This is a genomic window from Tenacibaculum profundicola, from assembly GCF_057220795.1.
In genome coordinates this window covers 3,420,068-3,438,704 of the sequence record NZ_CM170137.1, presented here as the reverse complement: position 1 = coordinate 3,438,704, position 18,637 = coordinate 3,420,068, and the positions used below count along the sequence as shown (strand labels likewise).

At 32.1% G+C, this 18,637-nt stretch carries 15 protein-coding genes; 12 read left to right on the top strand and 3 right to left on the bottom strand.

Going from position 1 to position 18,637, the window contains the following annotated elements:
- Positions 1 to 517: 517 nt before the first annotated feature.
- Positions 518 to 1,498 carry an FAD:protein FMN transferase gene (locus tag AC2TDS_RS14395; RefSeq protein ID WP_484736274.1) on the bottom strand — a complete coding sequence of 327 codons (981 nt, stop codon included), beginning with the start codon at positions 1,496 to 1,498 and terminating at the stop codon, positions 518 to 520.
- Between the two features lie 124 nt (positions 1,499 to 1,622).
- On the opposite strand from AC2TDS_RS14395, the gene AC2TDS_RS14390 reads away from it, so the two are divergent.
- The 12 genes from AC2TDS_RS14390 (at position 1,623) to AC2TDS_RS14335 (ending at position 17,576) form a co-directional block, all read left to right on the top strand.
- Positions 1,623 to 2,471: an OmpA/MotB family protein gene (locus tag AC2TDS_RS14390; protein ID WP_484736273.1), complete on the top strand. Its 849-nt coding sequence runs from the start codon at positions 1,623 to 1,625 to the stop codon at positions 2,469 to 2,471.
- Positions 2,472 to 2,574: 103 nt separating this feature from the next.
- Positions 2,575 to 4,557 (top strand): LTA synthase family protein, encoded by a 1,983-nt coding sequence (locus AC2TDS_RS14385; RefSeq protein ID WP_484736272.1) that lies wholly within the window; start codon positions 2,575 to 2,577, stop codon positions 4,555 to 4,557.
- Positions 4,558 to 4,633: 76 nt separating this feature from the next.
- Entirely contained in the window at positions 4,634 to 5,089 is a 456-nt protein-coding gene (gene rplM, locus AC2TDS_RS14380) for a 50S ribosomal protein L13 (protein ID WP_484736271.1), read from the top strand.
- Positions 5,089 to 5,475 (top strand): 30S ribosomal protein S9, encoded by a 387-nt coding sequence (gene rpsI / locus AC2TDS_RS14375; protein ID WP_484736270.1) that lies wholly within the window; start codon positions 5,089 to 5,091, stop codon positions 5,473 to 5,475. The genes rplM and rpsI overlap by 1 nt, the downstream gene beginning before the upstream one ends.
- A 119-nt stretch (positions 5,476 to 5,594) precedes the next feature.
- The gene (gene rpsB / locus AC2TDS_RS14370; protein WP_484736269.1) at positions 5,595 to 6,410 is read left to right on the top strand and encodes a 30S ribosomal protein S2; all 816 of its coding nucleotides are present in this window, start codon (positions 5,595 to 5,597) and stop codon (positions 6,408 to 6,410) included.
- 87 nt (positions 6,411 to 6,497) lie between these two features.
- A complete protein-coding gene (gene tsf, locus AC2TDS_RS14365) occupies positions 6,498 to 7,466 on the top strand; it encodes a translation elongation factor Ts (protein WP_484736268.1) in 969 nt (322 codons plus the stop codon).
- A 366-nt stretch (positions 7,467 to 7,832) separates the two neighbouring features.
- Positions 7,833 to 10,439: a ligand-binding sensor domain-containing protein gene (locus AC2TDS_RS14360; RefSeq protein WP_484736267.1), complete on the top strand. Its 2,607-nt coding sequence runs from the start codon at positions 7,833 to 7,835 to the stop codon at positions 10,437 to 10,439.
- A 156-nt stretch (positions 10,440 to 10,595) separates the two neighbouring features.
- Entirely contained in the window at positions 10,596 to 12,668 is a 2,073-nt protein-coding gene (locus AC2TDS_RS14355) for a T9SS type A sorting domain-containing protein (RefSeq protein ID WP_484736266.1), read from the top strand.
- A 154-nt stretch (positions 12,669 to 12,822) separates the two neighbouring features.
- On the top strand, positions 12,823 to 13,533 hold the full coding sequence (gene pyrH / locus AC2TDS_RS14350) for a UMP kinase (RefSeq protein ID WP_484736265.1): 711 nt from the start codon (positions 12,823 to 12,825) through the stop codon (positions 13,531 to 13,533).
- Positions 13,534 to 13,581: 48 nt separating this feature from the next.
- Positions 13,582 to 14,136, top strand: coding sequence for a ribosome recycling factor (gene frr, locus AC2TDS_RS14345; protein ID WP_484736264.1), 555 nt, complete (start codon positions 13,582 to 13,584; stop codon positions 14,134 to 14,136).
- 97 nt (positions 14,137 to 14,233) lie between these two features.
- Positions 14,234 to 16,600, top strand: a complete 2,367-nt coding sequence (locus AC2TDS_RS14340) for an efflux RND transporter permease subunit (RefSeq protein ID WP_484736263.1) — start codon at positions 14,234 to 14,236, stop codon at positions 16,598 to 16,600.
- Between the two features lie 244 nt (positions 16,601 to 16,844).
- Positions 16,845 to 17,576 (top strand): LuxR C-terminal-related transcriptional regulator, encoded by a 732-nt coding sequence (locus tag AC2TDS_RS14335; RefSeq protein ID WP_484736262.1) that lies wholly within the window; start codon positions 16,845 to 16,847, stop codon positions 17,574 to 17,576.
- Here AC2TDS_RS14335 and AC2TDS_RS14330 read toward each other — a convergent pair.
- Together AC2TDS_RS14330 and AC2TDS_RS14325 are read right to left on the bottom strand one after the other, a co-directional pair.
- A complete protein-coding gene (locus AC2TDS_RS14330; protein WP_484736261.1) occupies positions 17,571 to 18,143 on the bottom strand; it encodes a P-loop NTPase family protein in 573 nt (190 codons plus the stop codon). The genes AC2TDS_RS14335 and AC2TDS_RS14330 overlap by 6 nt on opposite strands.
- A 131-nt stretch (positions 18,144 to 18,274) precedes the next feature.
- A complete protein-coding gene (locus AC2TDS_RS14325; RefSeq protein ID WP_484736260.1) occupies positions 18,275 to 18,628 on the bottom strand; it encodes a hypothetical protein in 354 nt (117 codons plus the stop codon).
- Positions 18,629 to 18,637 lie beyond the last annotated feature (9 nt).

Sequence of the window (18,637 nt, the reverse complement as noted above, 5' to 3'; positions counted from 1 at the left end):
ACGATACATTGTTGACTAACAGATCTTTACCGTTTTGTTGACGCTAAACTATAAAAAAAAATTAATTTATCAAACTTTTAACTTTTTTTATTTATTTAATTAATTAAAAATTAAAAAAAATTAAAAATTAATCAATAAAAAGCATAATTTAATAAGTATATCGCAAAAATAAGACGAAAGAAACTTCATGTATTGAACCTCTCACAATGATGTTTTCAAAATTTTAGATTAAATAATTAAAATATATGACAAAATTTTCGTCTCAACAAAGCTTATTTTACTTGAAACAACAACATAAACAACTAAATAACAACAAAGTAACTCTTTTAAAAGAAAGAAAGAAAGAAAGAAAGAAAGAAACATTACATCTAAAAACATACAATACAGTAAATTACTTACCATGCTACCATTTTAATAAGCGTAAATTTTCACTAGTACATCATTATTTGCATGCACTAATAAAAAATATCATATTGTTAACAACAATAACAAACTTTGAGAGGATTGGTTTTTCATTTTAATTAGAAAAATCTCTAATGAACCCCTCTTCATCCAAATACATCAAAACCACTTTTAGTTCAGGGTGTTGTTGCAGAAACTCTTTAGATTTTTCCAATCCCATAGCCATAAAAGCCGTGGCATAAGCATCAACATCCGCACAATCCATCGTACCGTAAACGGTAGCACTTAACAAATTACTTTCAATAGCAAAACCAGTTTTAGGGTTAATGGTATGTACATATTTTTTTCCATCCTCTCCTATTCTGTATTTACGATAGTTCCCTGAGCCTGCCATCGACTGATTGTCCAACTCTAATAATTTCGAATAACTTCGAGTACCATCTGTATTAGGGTCATCAACTCCAACTGCCCATAACTTGCCATTATGCTTTTTCCCTCTTGCTCGAATCTCTCCTCCTATTTCTATAAGGTAGTTGGAGATATTTTTACTCTCCAAAAACCGTCCAACAACATCAACACCGAAACCTTTTGCTATTGAATTAAAATCTAAACACACTTCAGGATATTGCTTTTCAATTTTTCTATCAATCATGTTAACTCTATTAAACCCAACAAAAGTCATCAATGCTTTTACTTGAGCACTATCCAAATCATTCTTCTCTTCTTTATAGCCAAAGCCCCAAGCATTAACTAAATTACAAACTGTAGGATCAAAATACCCATCAGTTTCATTATATACACGTTTCGATTTCTGAAAAACTTCAAAAAACAAATCATCTACCACAACCGTTGTGTCCCCTTTATTTACCATTGAAATATCAGAATCAGGCATATACGTTGACAACGATTTATTCATTCGTTGAAATACACTATCAATTGATTTTTGATAATTATTCTCATCTAAATACTTGATCTTATAGTTAGTACCAAAAACAGCACCCTCTAGTTTTGTTATTGCCTTTTCTTTCTCTTGTTTACATCCTACACAAATCAGCAATACCAATACACTTAGATAAAAAAACCTCTTTATTTTCATTTTATTAAATTTGATTGCAAAAATAAAATATTTGATCTTCATAAAAGATTGTTAATTATCTTTTTTGTATGTGCATTTTTATAACTTTGTCGTATATTTTCACTCAGAATAAACTTATTTTAAAATGAAAAAAGCATTTTTATTATTCACACTAACCTTAGTGTTGGGGTCTTGTAGTTCAACCAAAGAGTTGGAGGCTATGAAAGCTAATCACGAAAAAACAAAAAAGGAATTAATCGCTACAAAATCCAACCTAACCAAATGTTTAGTTGAAAAAGAACGCTATCAAGAAAAATCTGCTTTATTGCAAACAACTATTGAAGATTTACGCAAAGACAAAAAGGAGACGTTAAAACAAGTAGGAAACTTAACCGTTTTAACACAAGGAGCTAATGACAATATAAAAGAAACACTTGCTCAGTTAAGTAAAAAAGATAAATACATTAATAAGATCCGAGCTGCTGCTTCGAAAAAAGATTCATTAAACCTAGTCGTTGCTTTCCACCTTAAGAAAGAATTACAGCAAGGAATTGATGATGAAGACATCGAGGTAAATGTTGAGAAAACGGTGGTTTTCATTTCAATATCTGATAAATTACTATTCAAGAGTGGTAGTTACACCGTAAATGACAAAGCATCAAAAGTATTAGAAAAGGTTGCTACTGTTGTAAACGGTCAACCAGAAATGGACGTTATGATAGAAGGGCATACGGATGACACACCTGTAAGCAGTAACTCTAGCCTACAAGATAACTGGGACTTAAGTGTAAAGCGTTCTACTGCTATCGTTCGTGAATTACAAAACAAATACAAGGTTGCACCAAACAGACTCATTGCCGCGGGTAGAAGTAGTTTCATTCCTTTAGTTAAAAATGACACTCCTGCTAATAAAGCAAAAAACCGACGTACTAAAATAATTATTCTTCCTCGTTTAAATCAGTTCTTTGATTTACTTGATCAAAAGGTCGAATAAAGATAAACTTTAAAATTCATCAAATAAAAAACTGCTTTCTAGCAGTTTTTTTTTGTTTTATAAATATTCCCTTTCTTTGCACGATTAACGTTTTAACAATAATATGTTAACAAAAATATTACCTAAACGCTTTGCGCTATTAAAAACATTTGCATTGACAATACTAAGCTTTGCTCTTTTAATCAGATGCTCTTTGTATGCTTTGTCATTAGATACACTAGACTTTTCAATAATAAATCTAATTAAAATAATTTGTATCGGGCTATTTTATGATATCGGTGTACTCTCCTACCTTTTTTTGTTCTATACAATTTACATTTTACTCATTCCTAAAAAATTCCACGGAAGTAGGCTTGACAGAGTAGTAACAAAGTTTTCTTATGGTTTGTTCCTATTTGTTTTTATTTTTTCGTTTTTAGCAGAAATTCCATTTTGGCAAGAATATCAAAGAAGATACAACTTTATTGCTGTAGACTATTTATTGTATACGTATGAAGTCATCGAAAACATACACCAGTCATTTCCTTTACCCTTTTTGATTGGACTTATTATACTTATCGTATTTTTTAGTATAAAATTTGCTAAAAAGAAAAACGCTTACCAACTAACCTTCGATAGTACTGACTCTTTTTTACAAAAGATTCTTCCAGCATCACTCATTGGAATTATCTTTTTATTTTATCATTTCAAAATACAAAATACCGATGCGGAAATATTTTTTAATATAAATGAAAATGAGTTGGCCAAATCAGGCATGTATTCATTTTTCGCAGCATACAAGAGCAATGAATTAAACTACAAAGAATTTTACAATACCATTCCTCAAAAAGAAGCTAACACCATCTTAAGAAAAAACATACAAGAACCAAACACCAACTTTATAGCATCTAGAGGTATTAGAAAATACATATCGAATAAGGGAGTAGAAAACAAACCTAACGTTATATTTATAGGGTTGGAAAGTTTAAACGCTAGGTTCATGACAACCTTTGGTAATGATAAAATATGGACCCCTACTTTAGACTCACTCGTAAAGGAGTCTCTATTCTTTTCTAACATATATGCAACTGGCACTAGAACCATTAGAGGGCTTGAAGCTATTAGTTTATCTATCCCACCAACACCCGGCAGAAGTATTGTGAAACGCACAAACAATGATAACTTATTTACTATAGGTGAGATATTTAAGCAGAAAGGATACTCCCGTACCTTTATTTACGGTGGCGATGGGCATTTTGACAACATGACCAATTATTTTAGCCATAATGGATTTGATGTTGTTGACAGAAGAAAACTTCATCGAATAAACGAAGAACTCCCCACAAAAAGAACCCGTATAGAAGATGATGAAATGACTTTTGAAAATGCATGGGCTGTTTGTGACGGTGATTTATTTAAGAAAGTTTTAAAAACAGCCGACGAACAACATTTGAAACAACAGCCTTTCTTTGATTTTGTTATGACAAGTTCAAACCACAAACCTCACACCTATCCAGAAGACATAGTTGATATACCATCTGGAACAGATATTAGAGGCTCTATGAAATATTTAGATGAAAGTCTTAGACAATTTTTAACGGAAGCGAAAACAAAACCATGGTTTAAAAATACAGTTTTTATTATCATGGCTGACCACTGTGCTTTTAGTGCCGGTAGAACAGAAATAAATGTTGAAAATCATCACATACCTGCATTTATATATAATCTACAAGAAAAGACACCGGAAACCATAGAAAAGTTATGTTCACAAATAGACATATTCCCAACCCTATTTGGCTACCTCAATTGGTCGTATACTTCGAATTTATTCGGAAAAGACATCAATAACATGACTATTAACGAAGAGAGAGCCTTTATTGGTAACCATCGAAAAGTAGGATTATTAAAGCCCGGGAAGCTATTATTACTAGAAACACAAAAAACAAATTCCTTCTACGATTGGAATAAACAAAAAAATGAATTACATCCCATTGAAATAGACAGCACTTATTTAAAAGAAACGGTGTCCTATTACCAGTCTGCCTATGAAGCGTTTAAAAATAATAAACTAAAATTAAACTACCCTAACTATTTGTCAATAAAATAAATAATTGTAATTTTGCAGTCCTTTTTAAAAGGAAAGTAATAATATTAATCATTAGACAAAAACTAATCGTGTAATTATGAACACATTAAGTTACAAAACAGTATCGGCTAACAAAGCTACCGTAAACAAAGAGTGGGTTTTAGTTGATGCGGACGGACAAACATTGGGTCGTTTAGCTTCTAAAGTTGCAAAACTTATAAGAGGTAAGCACAAGCCAAACTTCACTCCTCATGTAGATTGTGGAGACAACGTTGTTATTATCAACGCAGAAAAGATCAATTTAACAGGTAAAAAGTGGACAGATAAGTCATATATCCGCCACACAGGTTATCCAGGAGGTCAAAGATCACTTACTGCTACAGAAATGTTCGATAAAGATCCTACTAGGATTATCGAAAAAGCAGTAAAAGGAATGTTACCTAAGAATAAATTAGGTAGCGCTTTATTCAGAAATTTATATGTATATACAGGTACTGAGCACATGCAAGGAGCTCAAAACCCTAAAGCTATTAACCTTAACGATCTTAAATAATGGAAACTGTACACAAAATAGGTAGAAGAAAAACAGCTGTTGCTCGTGTTTATGTTTCACAAGGAAGTGGAAATATCACTATCAACAAGAGAGAGTTTAAAAACTATTTCACTACGTCAACCTTACAATATAAGGTTCAACAACCTTTAATGTTAACAGAAAACTTAGAAGCATATGACATTAAAGTTAATGTTTTCGGAGGTGGTGTAACTGGACAGGCTGAAGCGATTCGTTTGGCTATTACTAGAGCGCTAGTAAGCATTAACGAAGAACACAAAACTGTCTTAAAACCAGAAGGATTGTTAACTCGTGATCCAAGAATGGTTGAGCGTAAGAAATTCGGTCAAAAGAAAGCACGTAAGAAATTCCAGTTCTCTAAACGTTAATCGTTTATTAGAACTGTTATATAAAATAATATTTTATCAACAGTTTAGTATCTAAATATTTCAGATGTAAGTAACCTACTGAAATATTGCGAAAACAGAACGTAAACACATTTATCAAAATGGCAAACATTCAAGATTTATTAGAAAGTGGCGTACACTTCGGTCACTTAACAAGAAAATGGAACCCAAATATGGCTCCATACATTTATACAGAACGTAATGGTGTTCATATCATTGATTTGTATAAAACATCAGCTAAAATTGACGAGGCTTCTAAAGCTTTGCAAAAAATAGCAAACTCAGGACGTAAAATATTGTTCGTTGCTACCAAAAAGCAAGCAAAAGACATCGTTGCTGAAAAAGCGAAAGCAGTAAACATGCCATATATTACTGAGCGTTGGCCAGGTGGTATGTTAACAAACTTCGTTACTATTAGAAAAGCGGTTAAAAAAATGACTTCTATTGATAGAATGAAGCAAGATGGTTCATTTGATGCTTTATCTAAAAGAGAAAAATTACAAATTAATCGTCAACGTGAAAAATTAGAAAAGAATTTAGGTTCAATTTCTGATATGACTCGTTTACCTGGAGCTCTATTCATCATTGATGTTAAAAAAGAACACATTGCTGTTGCTGAAGCTCAAAAATTGAATATTCCAATTTTTGCTATGGTAGATACAAACTCTGACCCTAGACCAATTGACTTTGTAATTCCTTCAAATGACGATGCTTCTAAATCTATCGATAAAGTATTATCGTATATTACTGACGCTATTGCTGACGGTTTAACTGAAAGAAAAGCCGAAAAAGAAAAATCGAAAGAAGTAAAGGAAGTAAAGGAAGCTAGTACTGAGGCTCCAAAAGCTGAAGAAACAAAAGCTGAAGAAACAAAAGCGGAAGCTCCAAAAGCGGAAGAAACAAAGGAAGCAAAATAATTTTAATTTAAAGGTTTCATTACATTGAAACCTTTAAATTTCTATACCTTGTACAACAAATAATTACAACAAAAAACAACGATAGAAATGTCAGTAAAAATAAGCGCTGCAGACGTAAAGAAATTAAGAGAGAGTACCGGAGCTGGTATGATGGATTGTAAAAATGCATTGGTTGAAGCAGAAGGTAATTTCGATAAAGCCATTGAAATCTTACGTAAAAAAGGACAAAAAATTGCTGCTAAGAGAGCAGATCGTGAGTCAACTGAGGGTGTAGCAATTACTAAAATTAGCGAAGATAATACTTATGGTGTTGCCATTGTATTAGCATGTGAAACAGATTTCGTATCTAAAAATGATTCTTTTAAAGGATTAGCTTCTCAATTTGTTGATATCGCTTTTAACTGTAAAACAAAAGAAGAGTTTTTAGCTGCTGATTTTGGAGGTGTTACAGTTGCTGAAAAATTAATTGAGCAAACTGGAGTTATCGGTGAAAAAATCGATATCACTTCTTTCGAAAGAATTGAAGCACCATATGTAGGCGCTTACACTCACGTTGGTAAAATTGCTGCGATGGTTGGTTTAACAGCTCCTGTAGACAAAGCAGAAGTTTTAACGAAAGACCTAGCTATGCAAGCTGCTTCCATGGGAGCAACTACCTTATCTTATAAAGATTTTGACCCTACCTATGTTTCGGCTGAAACCGAAGCTAGAATCGCTGCAATAATTAAAGATAACGAAGAATTGGTTCGTTTAGGAAAAGCTCTTAAAAACGTACCTCAATTCGTTTCTAGATTACAATTGACTGATGATGCTTTGGCTAAGGCTGAAGAAACTGCAAAAGAGCAATTGAAGGCAGAAGGTAAACCAGAACAAATTTGGGATAAAATTTTACCAGGTAAAATGGAAAGGTTTATTTCTGACAACACTACTTTAGATCAAGAGCAGGCTTTATTAGATCAAAAATTCATTAAAGATGAAAAGAAAACCGTAGCTGAATATGTTCAGTCATTCGGTGATGTTGAAGTTAAAACCTTCGTTCGTGTAACTTTAGGATAATCACGAAAATCCATATAAATAAAAACCATCCAGATCTGGATGGTTTTTTTTGTGACAATAAATAATACTTAATTCCTATTTAATTTATTGGTTTCAATTATATGGAAAAAAAACAAATTGTTTAATGCTATACATCAAATATTACTATCCTAGGCTTTACCTATATTACTACTAATCAGTCATTTTTTCACATCAAATAATTTTTAACTTTACCCTCTATAAAATCGCTATATCTTTAAAAATAGAAAAATGGAGAAAAAACATTTATCTTCAACCTTCGGTGCAAATGGATCCTAAATTAAATAAACGGTATCAAATCATAAATACCCCTTAGGTAAACAATCCGAAACCCTAAATAGTTACAAAATGTATTTTAACCTACTTTCCAATAAAAAAACTTTTCTCTTTCTTTTAGCTACATTCATCCACACCCTTTGTATTGCACAAGAGTTCATTTATGAACAATTAGGAGTAGATGAGGGATTACCAAGTTCACAGATCTATAATGCCTATCAAACTAAAGATGGATACATATGGTTTGCCACAGATAAGGGTATATCTAGGTATAACGGATATGAGTTCGAGAATTTCGATACTAATGATGGCTTAACAGGTAATGTGGTGCTTCGTTTTTATCCTCAAAAAAATGGACAAATATGGTGTTATTCTTTCCATAATAAATCACTTTTCTATTTTGATGAAATTTTTAACGGTTTTAAACCTTATGAACACAATAAGATTCTTCATGAAAATCTAAAAACTGAGAGCATTGTGAAAAGTGTTTATCTAGACTCAGATGACAACTTACATATTGGCGGATATTATATCAATGGACAATTAATTATTGATAAAAAAGGGAACGTAAAAACCAACTATAACCATAATGATTACTTTCTTTCAGTTACAAAATTTGAAAAATCCATTGTTTTACAAAAAGATAATAACCATAGCCACGTTCCATATTTTTTCACCACGATAGATGCTACAAAAATCAATTCATCTATGTCTTCTTCCATTCACAAGACTACCCGCATTATGGCGGATTGGTTAGAGCCAGAAGAAACAGCTGTATTTATGAATGATAGTATGGTGAAAATAGTAAACAACAATCAGCGTACTATCACCATACCGAACAAACACTCGCCTCTAGGAATCAAAATTATTGACAAGGAACATTTTTTTATTGGGTATGAGTTTGGAGGAGGAAAATTCGTAAACAAAAAAGGATCTATTTTAAAGTCGTTTTTATACGGTAAATCTATAACTGACTTGTTAATTGATCATGAGGGAGGCTATTGGTTTACAACCCTAAACTCTGGGATATATTATACTAAAACCCCTCTAATAACCATTCACAAACTCAACAATCAGACTAACAACCACGTTAACAACCTAACGAAAACAAAAAACGGAGAGCTTTTAGTAGGTTGTAACAACGGAAACATAATAAAAATTTTAAAAAACAGAACATTCACTGTAATTGATCAGCCAAAAAATAATATCCGCGCATTTGTTGAAAATGATTCTATATCTAATCACACATATTTGTACAACAATGAAGCTTTAATAAACTATCAAACAAAAGAGACATTACTGGAGCACTATATATTAAAAATATCAGAGCCCATCGACAGTACAATTTTTGTTTCTAGCTTAAGACGATTTAATGTGATTAAGAACAACAAACTCATCACAACACACGACAAATTACCCTTTAGAGTGCATGATGTAACCGTATGGAAGAACGACACCATTTTAGCCACTCCTTTAGGTGTTTTCAAATTTAACAATAACGATATTACTCCGCTATCGAAACAATCGATATTTTTTAATTTCAGGAGTGATGATATCGATATCAGCAAAAACAAAAATATACTATATGTTGCAACTCAAAATGCAGGTTTAGTTATTAATGATGGTCAACATATATACAACATCACTAAAAAAGACGGATTATTCAGTGATATTATAAATGAAATCTCTATAGAAAATGACACTACTATTTGGCTATGCACCAATAAAGGTATAAACAGAGTAGTTTTTAGCAAAACTGATTACCAAATCACAGGTATTAATAAAGAAAACGGTTTATTAAGTAATGAAATTGAAGATCTTGAAATTATAAGTGATACGGTATGGGCAGCAACTAAACAGGGATTATGTTTCTTTCCAAAAAATCAACTTAATCTAAAAAAAACCAACAACCATTACTTTAAGCTAAAGAAAGCATATATAAATAATAACCCAAAACAAAGCATTGAGAACAATGCCAAATTATCTTACAAAGAAAATAAAATTGATTTTATTGTGGAGGGGATATCATTTGCCAATAAAAACAACCTCTATTATCAATATAGATTAAATAATACTAGACTTTGGACTTCTACCAAGGAAAGGAAAATTCACTTTACCTCCCTAGCTCCTAATAATTATACTCTTGAAGTCAAAATGTGTATGGATAATGAGAAGTGTTCTGAGAAAATAATATCCTACTCATTTCGTATTCTTCCTCCATTTTGGAAAACAAACTGGTTTACAAGCATTTGTCTTTTGACTATCTGTTTTTTAATTTATATTTTCTTTAAAACACGAGTACTGTCATACAATAAAGACATTGTTAGGGAATTGTTACGATTATTGATAAAATATATGAAAAGAAAAGAAGAAGTTTCTTTTTGTTTTAAAGAAAACGGAAATTTGGTAAGAGTTAAATCGAAAGACATTTTATATATTAAATCAGCAGGAAACTACATCGAAATTCATACCGAAAGAAAAAAACATACTATCAGAATGAATATCGGAAAAATCTTAGATAGCCTTCCCGATAAACTTGAATATGTAAGAATTCATCGTTCCTATGTAGTTAGAATAGATAAAATAACCGCCAAATCTAAAGAGCAACTAAAAGTTAATGATATAAAACTTCCTGTAAGTCAGAGTTATCTTAAAAACTTACAAAACATTCATTTCTAAACCCATATAATTCACCCCTAAAACCATAGTATCCGTAACACCCCCGTTTTAAACGATAACTATTTCACATATATCGGTAACAAAGGCAAGTAAAGCTTGTGCTCAATTTTTATAATTAGAATAGATTTGAAGTACTAATTATACAAAAATCTAATTATGAAAAAAATACTTTTAACGATTATTCTCATTACAACTTGGACTCATTCATATAGTCAACTCAATTGTTGTGAGAATGGTAATTTAATTAAAAATGGTCAATTCGAATTAACGGCAACTCCCCCAACTAACATAAACAACACCATTCAATTAGCGTTATTTTGGAATCCTATATGGGGTAACCTGGGTACTGGAAGTCAAGCAGATTTATACGATCAAAATCATTCTCCTTTTATTTCTTTGCCAAACCCTACAGATGGAAATTATGGGTCTTGCTGGATTGATAATAGATTAGTTGAGAATCCATCTATGAGAGAAGGTATGAAAGTAAAGCTAGGTGATTCAAATACGCCAATTACAATTTCTCCTAATTCAGGAAATTATAATTTGTCATTTGAAATTGCTTGTTTAGGAGGTTGGGGAGCATCAGAAATAGGTATTTACGGGTTGTACAATTCTACAAACCCAACACCCTACCACCCTATGTCCTCTCATAATCCAACCAATTTAGAATTATATGGAATAAATAACACTGTATTACTAGGTACTATTTCAGTTCCGAATACTACAAATGGAACTAAACAACAAGAAATTATAACATTTTCATCTAGTTCCCCTGATTTTCCCGCTAATGGAATAGATCATATTTTCATAACCAGGAGCAGCACAGTTTTACATGGTAGTCGCTATGTTGCTTTTGATAATTTTTGCCTTTATGAGAAAACAACCACAATCACTGATTATGAAATACTAATGTGTAGTGGATTTGAGGCAATTTGCGGCCCAATGGCTCCCATTGACTCCACGTACAACTACCAATGGTACGGTCCAGATCATGATCCAACTTCGATTATTCTTTTAGGAGAAGACATTTGTTTTACCCCATCACAAACAGGAAACTATACTTTAATCATTACAGATGAAAATGGGTGCACAGCTAATCAGATCTATACAATATTAGATGAAATTCCTCAACCAAATTTAGGCAATGATATTTATATAGAATGCGAACAAAACCCCGTTGGAAATATTAACATATTAAACCAAGGTTTTGATAATTCAAATTATACAATTACCTGGTATCATAATAGTCAAATCATACAACAAGGCGGAGAAACATTGATGACCTCAATTGCTGAAGGTGAAGTTACTGTCGTTATTTCTGTAGAAGGATGCGAGTCTGTATCAGATACTATAATGATTACCAAAAAGTATTGCTGTCCAGAGGATTTAAAATTGGTAATGGACTGCGAAACAAAAGAACTGCGGATAGAAAACCTTCCAAATGATATAACAATCGACACTATTTTCTGGGATTTAAATAATCAGACAATACCAAATGCCAATAGCACAACACTCCAAGTAACCGAAGAGGGCACATACTCTTTCGGTATTATCTTTACCTTTCCTGATGGAACAGAATGCCATCATTATATTCATTTTGAATACAGAGAAGATTATTGCTGCGATATTACCGGTTCCCAAGCCGCAGTAAGTATGTTAAATGTAAATATTTATTACAATGTGCCAAATACGCCATATGGCTCTATGAATATACCGGTAATGTGTGAAAGAGTAGCTCTCGATGGATCATTAAGCATATGTGAGGAAGGCTATTTTATCTCTGTAACTCCGTTTAACCCATATTCATGGAGTAATACAGATATTCCTATTTATGAAGGCTGGACATTAGGACAGGCACCTAATAATATAGATTTAACGCAGTCTCCTTTTAATTTAACATTTGATAATCAAACATTTTATATAATACAATTTGCTGTAGGACCAAATTGGGATGCCGAATATATTTTGTTCTATTACAATTGCGATGTAAAAAAAGAAATGATCATTGCACCCAACCCAACCCAAGGTGAATTTAAAGTTTCAATGACTAATAATAAAGAAAAAGGAATCTTAGAAGTTTTAGATATAGGAGGAAATGTAATCCAGAAAAGAAGCATAGTAGGTGAAATACCAACTAAAATAAATATTTCTAGAGTAAAACCTGGGGTCTACGTTGTAAAAGTTTATATAAATGAAAAAGTGTATTCAGAAAAGGTCATAAAAGAATAATGAAAACGATTGAAAAAGAAAAGATAGTCATAATTTAATCATGTTTGTTCTATCTAAACACAATATCAAAACCATCCTGATCAGGATGGTTTTTGTTATACATAAAAGTATAGTCAAAAAAAATCCTTAATTTTGCCCAACTTTCAATAAAATTATGCAATACAAAAGAATTCTTTTAAAATTAAGCGGTGAAGCTTTAATGGGTGAACGTCAATATGGTATTGATCCGAAAAGGCTTAAGGAATACGCACAAGAAATAAAACAGGTAGTTGAAAAAGGTATCGAAATAGCCATTGTTATTGGCGGTGGAAATATTTTTAGAGGCGTTGCAGGAGAATTAAATGGAATGGATAGAGTTCAAGGAGATCATATGGGAATGCTAGCCACATGTATAAATGGATTAGCCTTACAAAGCGCTCTTGAAGACGAAGGCGTTCAAACCAGGTTACAAACAGCTATCGAAATAAAAGAAATTGCCGAACCTTATATTAAACGAAGAGCTAATCGCCATTTAGAAAAGGGACGTGTTGTTATTTTTGGAGCTGGTACTGGTAATCCTTATTTTACAACGGACACGGCAGCTGTTTTAAGGGCCATTGAAATTAATGCTGATGCCATTTTAAAAGGAACACGCGTGGATGGAATTTACACAGCCGATCCTGAAAAACACAAAGACGCCATTAAATTTAATACTATTACCTTTAAAGACGTCATTGAAAAAGGTTTAAAAGTTATGGATATGACAGCCTTTACATTAAGTGAAGAAAACAAGTTACCTATCATTGTTTTTGACATGAATAAAACCGGAAATTTATTGAAGCTTATCTCTGGTGAGCAAATCGGTACAGTAGTTGATAACCAATAAAAAATAATCACCTCATAATAGAATAAGAGGTTTCTAAATAGTAACAAAATGAATGAAGAGATTGATTTTATTTTAGATTCAGCCAAAGAGGCTATGAACAAGGCAATAGATCATTTAGTACAGGAACTAAGAAGCATTAGAGCAGGTAAAGCATCTCCCGCCATGTTAGCCAATGTTCAGGTTGACTATTATGGGGCAGCTACCCCATTAAGTCAAGTAGCGAATGTCAATACTCCTGATGCACGTACAATTTCCATTCAACCATGGGAAAAGAACATGTTACAAGAAATTGAAAAGGCAATAATGATCGCGAACCTTGGTTTCAACCCAATGAATAATGGGGAAAATATCATTATAAGTGTACCACCTTTAACTGAAGAGCGCCGTAAAGACTTAGTAAAACAGGCTAAGGCTGAAGCAGAACATGCAAAAGTAGGTATTCGTAATGCTCGTAAAGAAGCTAATAACGAGATTAAGAAAACTGAAATTTCAGATGATATGAAAAAAATCGCTGAGGATAATATTCAAAATTTGACTGACCAATTTGTAAAAGAAATTGATGATAAACTAGCAGTCAAAGAGAAAGAAATTATGACGGTATAATTGGCTCCTAGCTTAAAAATTTTAAAGAGTGTTTAATACACTCTTTTTTTTATATTTATTACACTCATTTAACTACCTTTGTTAAAATTTTTTTTGGATGACTTTCTGGACAAAAATCGCAGGCTTTATATTGCGTAACCGTTACTTAGTTTTAGTTTTTATCGCTGTTATTACTGGGCTTTTAGTCACTCAAATGAAACATATGCGCTTCTCTTATACTGAAGCAAATCTTCTACCTTCTGACCATGAGGCTAACCTAGAATACAATCAGTTTTTAAAGATTTTTGGGGAAGAAGGGAACCTTATCATTCTTGGGGTTAAAGACAGCACTATTTTTTCTCCAAAAAAATTCAATGCTTGGAACCAATTAACAAAGTCATTTGATAGTATTTCTCAAGTTGATTTTACTGTTTCTATATCTGATGTTCAGCAATTAAAAGCTGACAGAAAAAAAAGAAAATTTATCATTGAACCTCTTTTCAATGTCCCTCCTAAAACAAAAGAGGAAGTGGATAAAATAAAAGAACAACTTTTCGAAAAACTACCTTTCTACGAAAATCTTCTTTACAATGAAAAAGGGGTATTACAAACAGCTATTTATTTAAATAAAGATATTATAAACTCACCAGCGAGAGCTGATTTTATTACGGAAATTTTAATTCCAAAAATAGATGCCTTTAAAAAGCAACAGGGTATTAACGTTCGTGTTTCAGGAATGCCATATATACGCACCCTTAATTCATTAAACATTACGAGAGAAATGGGAATCTTTGTGCTAGGAGCGTTACTCATTACAGCCTTAATTTTCTTTTTCTTTTTCCGTTCATTTAGAGCTACATTTATTACACTCCTTGTAGTAGGTATAGGCGTAGTTTGGGCATTTGGCTTTATTGGATGGTTTCGTTACGAAATCACTATTCTTTCTGCTTTAATTCCACCTTTGATTATTGTTATCGGGGTGCCAAACGCCGTTTTCCTTATCAACAAATACCAACAGGAAGTCAAAAAACATGGTAATCAGGCAAAATCATTACAACGTGTAATTTCAAAGATTGGTAATGCTACCTTAATGACCAATATTACCACCGCTTCCGGTTTCGCAACTTTTGTTTTTGTAAAAAGTCAACTTTTACGCGAATTCGGAATTCTTGCATCGGTAAATATCATAAGTATTTTTATCCTCGCTCTTTTAATTATTCCGATTATTTACAGTTTTATGCCTCTTCCAGAAAAAAAACACCTAGGGCACCTAGAAAAAAGATGGATTGAAGACGTTGTAAACTGGATGGAGCATACGGTTAAAACACAAAGAATCGCTATCTACATCACCACTGTTGTAGTCATTATTCTTGGTATAATTGGGGTATATCAAATAAGAGTTTCAGGTAGCCTAATTGAAGATATGCCTAAAGGTAAGCAGTTTTATAAAGACATCAAATTCTTTGAAAGAGAGTTTGGAGGCATCATGCCTTTGGAAATTTTAGTTGACACTAAAAAAGAAAAAGGGGTCATGAAACTATCTACCCTTAAAAAAATTGAAAAACTCAACGAAACAATTGAAACCTTTCCGGAGTTATCTAAACCTATCTCTATCACAAATTTAGTTAAATACTCTAAACAAGCTTATTACAACGGAAACCCTAAATACTATCAATTACCCACCAGCCAAGAGAAGAGTTATATATTTTCATACACAAAAAACTCGGGTACCAATGCTGGCATGTTAAAAAACTTTGTTGATTCAACTGGTAGATATGCTAGAATTACCACTTTTATGAAAGATATTGGTACGGATAAAATGGATATTATTCAGGAACGTCTTCAGGCTGTGATTAAAAAAGAATTTCCAGAGGAAAAATTTAAGGTATCAATGACGGGAAAAGCCTTGGTTTTCTTGAAAGGCACCAACTATCTTATTAGAAACCTTGTTATTTCCTTATCACTAGCCATATTGCTAATTTCAATTTTTATGGCTTGGATGTTCAGATCGCCACAAATGATCTTGATTTCTTTGATTCCTAATATGCTTCCACTACTGATAACAGCTGGTTTAATGGGGTATTTTGGCATTGCTATAAAGCCTTCCACTATTCTTGTTTTTAGTATTGCTTTCGGTATTTCTGTAGATGACACCATTCATTTTTTGGCGAAATATCGACAAGAGCTTCTGGCGAACAAATGGAAAATAAAACCTGCTGTATATGCCGCTCTAAGAGAAACAGGAGTAAGTATGTTTTATACTTCAATAGTACTGTTCTTCGGCTTTTTAGTCTTTACCATCTCTAGTTTTGGTGGTACAATAGCCTTAGGAGGTTTAGTTTCAGTGACGCTACTTTTAGCTATGGTTTCCAATTTATTATTACTTCCATCTTTATTACTGTCTTTTGAAAAAAAGATCGCTAATAAAAAAGTACTTAAAGAAACTAACTTTAAAATATTACCTCCGAAAGATGAAGACAAATAAAAATCGACTTTACGTCGATTTTTATTGTGCTCTTTTTCGAATTCTCCCCCCCGGTTCGTAATTCTTTCTCTTTCCCTGCTAATATAAAAATTTAGCTTGTCAAATATAATTTAGGAAATTTAATTTGACATTTTTATATTTTTTTTCTACTTTGTCATAAAAAATTTTAGGTAAAGATAACGGTAAGTTATTATATTTTCAACTGTGTTTTTTCGCAGGTTTACTATTTAAAAGAAATTGCTATATGAAAAATAATAAGTACGGGGAGTATACTCGCCAAAAAGTATCAGACATTCCAATAAATAAAGAAAGTGAATCTTATAAATATTACAAAAAAACACTCCCAAATTTTACAGGAGAAGCAGTATATATATACTCGTTTAAAGAAAATAGAATGATCTATGCTCATGGTTGGGAGAGTTTATTGGGCTATCCAGATGATGAAATCACTATGTTAACTATTGTTAGTATAACTTCTCCGAGACATTTCAATTTTTCAAACGAATTCAATGATAAAGCTCTTCTCTTCATCAATACTAAGACCGAAAATTTAGAAAAATATAGTTTCACGCTAGAAGTAGAAAAAATTCACAAAAACGGCAGTATAGTCCCCTTATTTTCCAGAGTTGGTGTTTTAAAAGCAGCTAATGGAGAAATTGAAGAAATTATTGGAACCTCTCAAACGATCAAATCAATTAAATATGGTGATATAGTTCAATACGGAGTTTATGGTCCAGATAAATCTGACTTTGAAGAAACTTTAAGTAAAATATTATTTAATCATTTGGGCATTTCCACAAAAGAAAAGGAAGCATTAACTTTAGCCTCTAAGGGTTTTACTTTTAAAGAAATCGCCGATCAATTAGCTGTGAGTCAATCTGCGATCGAAAAAAGAATCATTCCCTTATATAAAAGATTTAATGTCAAAAGTTTACCGCATTTAATAAGTTTTGCATACGATAATCATATTTTATAAGTAATCATCTAAATTAAGTAGGGCTATTTTACGTGGATCCACCCCTATTTCAATTAGCATCTTTCTCCAACTGGATTTCTCTTTATCATATTCCCCCAGTATCCAAACTATATTCTTATTCACCAATTTATCGCAAACATCTTCATTAGCCTTTCCTGTATTTGTAGGGTCTAAAAATCGTAAAAATTGTGTAGCGTCTACGAAATCATTTTTCAACGGACTCCCCGGATTAATATCATCAATAACCATATAGTTTACATCTTTCCATGTCCAAATTTTAGGAGCTTTAAATAAGATTCTGTCTTCAATAAAAAACAAAGGGTATAACTTCATTGCACTGACATACAAACACAATTTATGCTTTATAGAAAGTTCATTCAATATTCCAACCCCAAGGCTTGTCTTTCCAGAATATTGAGATCCATATAATAAAAGATGATTCCCATTATATTTTGATTTGATAAAGTGATATACTTTTAATTTATCACTTTCATTTATTGGATAATTCCATTGACTTAATCTAAACTGAAATGGATAATTAGCGTGATGTTGATACATTTTTGTCAAGAACCAATGCTTTGAAGCGATAAATAAAAACAAACTAAACGCAAGAATAATAATTAAGCAATAAAGATCGTTGGCCCCATTAGTATACAGAGAAAAGCTAAACGCTCCAAGTCCGAAAAATAGTATGTCTGTTACGGTATCATAAGCAATATTACTCCATCTAGGCTGAAACGTATATTTATCTTTTTTGGCATAAAAATAATGCTGCTTAACGACATTTTACAGGTTAGTAATGGCCCTAAAAAATTATATAATTCAAACACAAACCAAAAAGAGAATACCATAAAGCTCGAGATTATCGGATTTTCATAGCCCACATTTTTCTTCAAATTATCAAACACAAAAAATGTCGGGATAAAACCTAAAGAAAAATGCCCAAATTGATTGGCTAACCAAGCATAGCTAAGCGTTATTCCTCTATAGGAATCCTTACCTATTAAATCCAATTTCACTTGATCTAAAATTCGCTGTTCACTAATTCGCATTAAAATAAA

Excerpts from the sequence above, each read along its gene's own strand:
- AC2TDS_RS14395 (WP_484736274.1), bottom strand. The coding sequence starts at position 1,498 with ATGAAAATAAAGAGGTTTTTTTATCTAAGTGTATTGGTATTGCTGATT.
- AC2TDS_RS14390 (WP_484736273.1), top strand. The coding sequence starts at position 1,623 with ATGAAAAAAGCATTTTTATTATTCACACTAACCTTAGTGTTGGGGTCT.
- AC2TDS_RS14385 (WP_484736272.1), top strand. The coding sequence starts at position 2,575 with ATGTTAACAAAAATATTACCTAAACGCTTTGCGCTATTAAAAACATTT.
- rplM (WP_484736271.1), top strand. The coding sequence starts at position 4,634 with ATGAACACATTAAGTTACAAAACAGTATCGGCTAACAAAGCTACCGTA.
- rpsI (WP_484736270.1), top strand. The coding sequence starts at position 5,089 with ATGGAAACTGTACACAAAATAGGTAGAAGAAAAACAGCTGTTGCTCGT.
- rpsB (WP_484736269.1), top strand. The coding sequence starts at position 5,595 with ATGGCAAACATTCAAGATTTATTAGAAAGTGGCGTACACTTCGGTCAC.
- tsf (WP_484736268.1), top strand. The coding sequence starts at position 6,498 with ATGTCAGTAAAAATAAGCGCTGCAGACGTAAAGAAATTAAGAGAGAGT.
- AC2TDS_RS14360 (WP_484736267.1), top strand. The coding sequence starts at position 7,833 with ATGTATTTTAACCTACTTTCCAATAAAAAAACTTTTCTCTTTCTTTTA.
- AC2TDS_RS14355 (WP_484736266.1), top strand. The coding sequence starts at position 10,596 with ATGAAAAAAATACTTTTAACGATTATTCTCATTACAACTTGGACTCAT.
- pyrH (WP_484736265.1), top strand. The coding sequence starts at position 12,823 with ATGCAATACAAAAGAATTCTTTTAAAATTAAGCGGTGAAGCTTTAATG.
- frr (WP_484736264.1), top strand. The coding sequence starts at position 13,582 with ATGAATGAAGAGATTGATTTTATTTTAGATTCAGCCAAAGAGGCTATG.
- AC2TDS_RS14340 (WP_484736263.1), top strand. The coding sequence starts at position 14,234 with ATGACTTTCTGGACAAAAATCGCAGGCTTTATATTGCGTAACCGTTAC.
- AC2TDS_RS14335 (WP_484736262.1), top strand. The coding sequence starts at position 16,845 with ATGAAAAATAATAAGTACGGGGAGTATACTCGCCAAAAAGTATCAGAC.
- AC2TDS_RS14325 (WP_484736260.1), bottom strand. The coding sequence starts at position 18,628 with ATGCGAATTAGTGAACAGCGAATTTTAGATCAAGTGAAATTGGATTTA.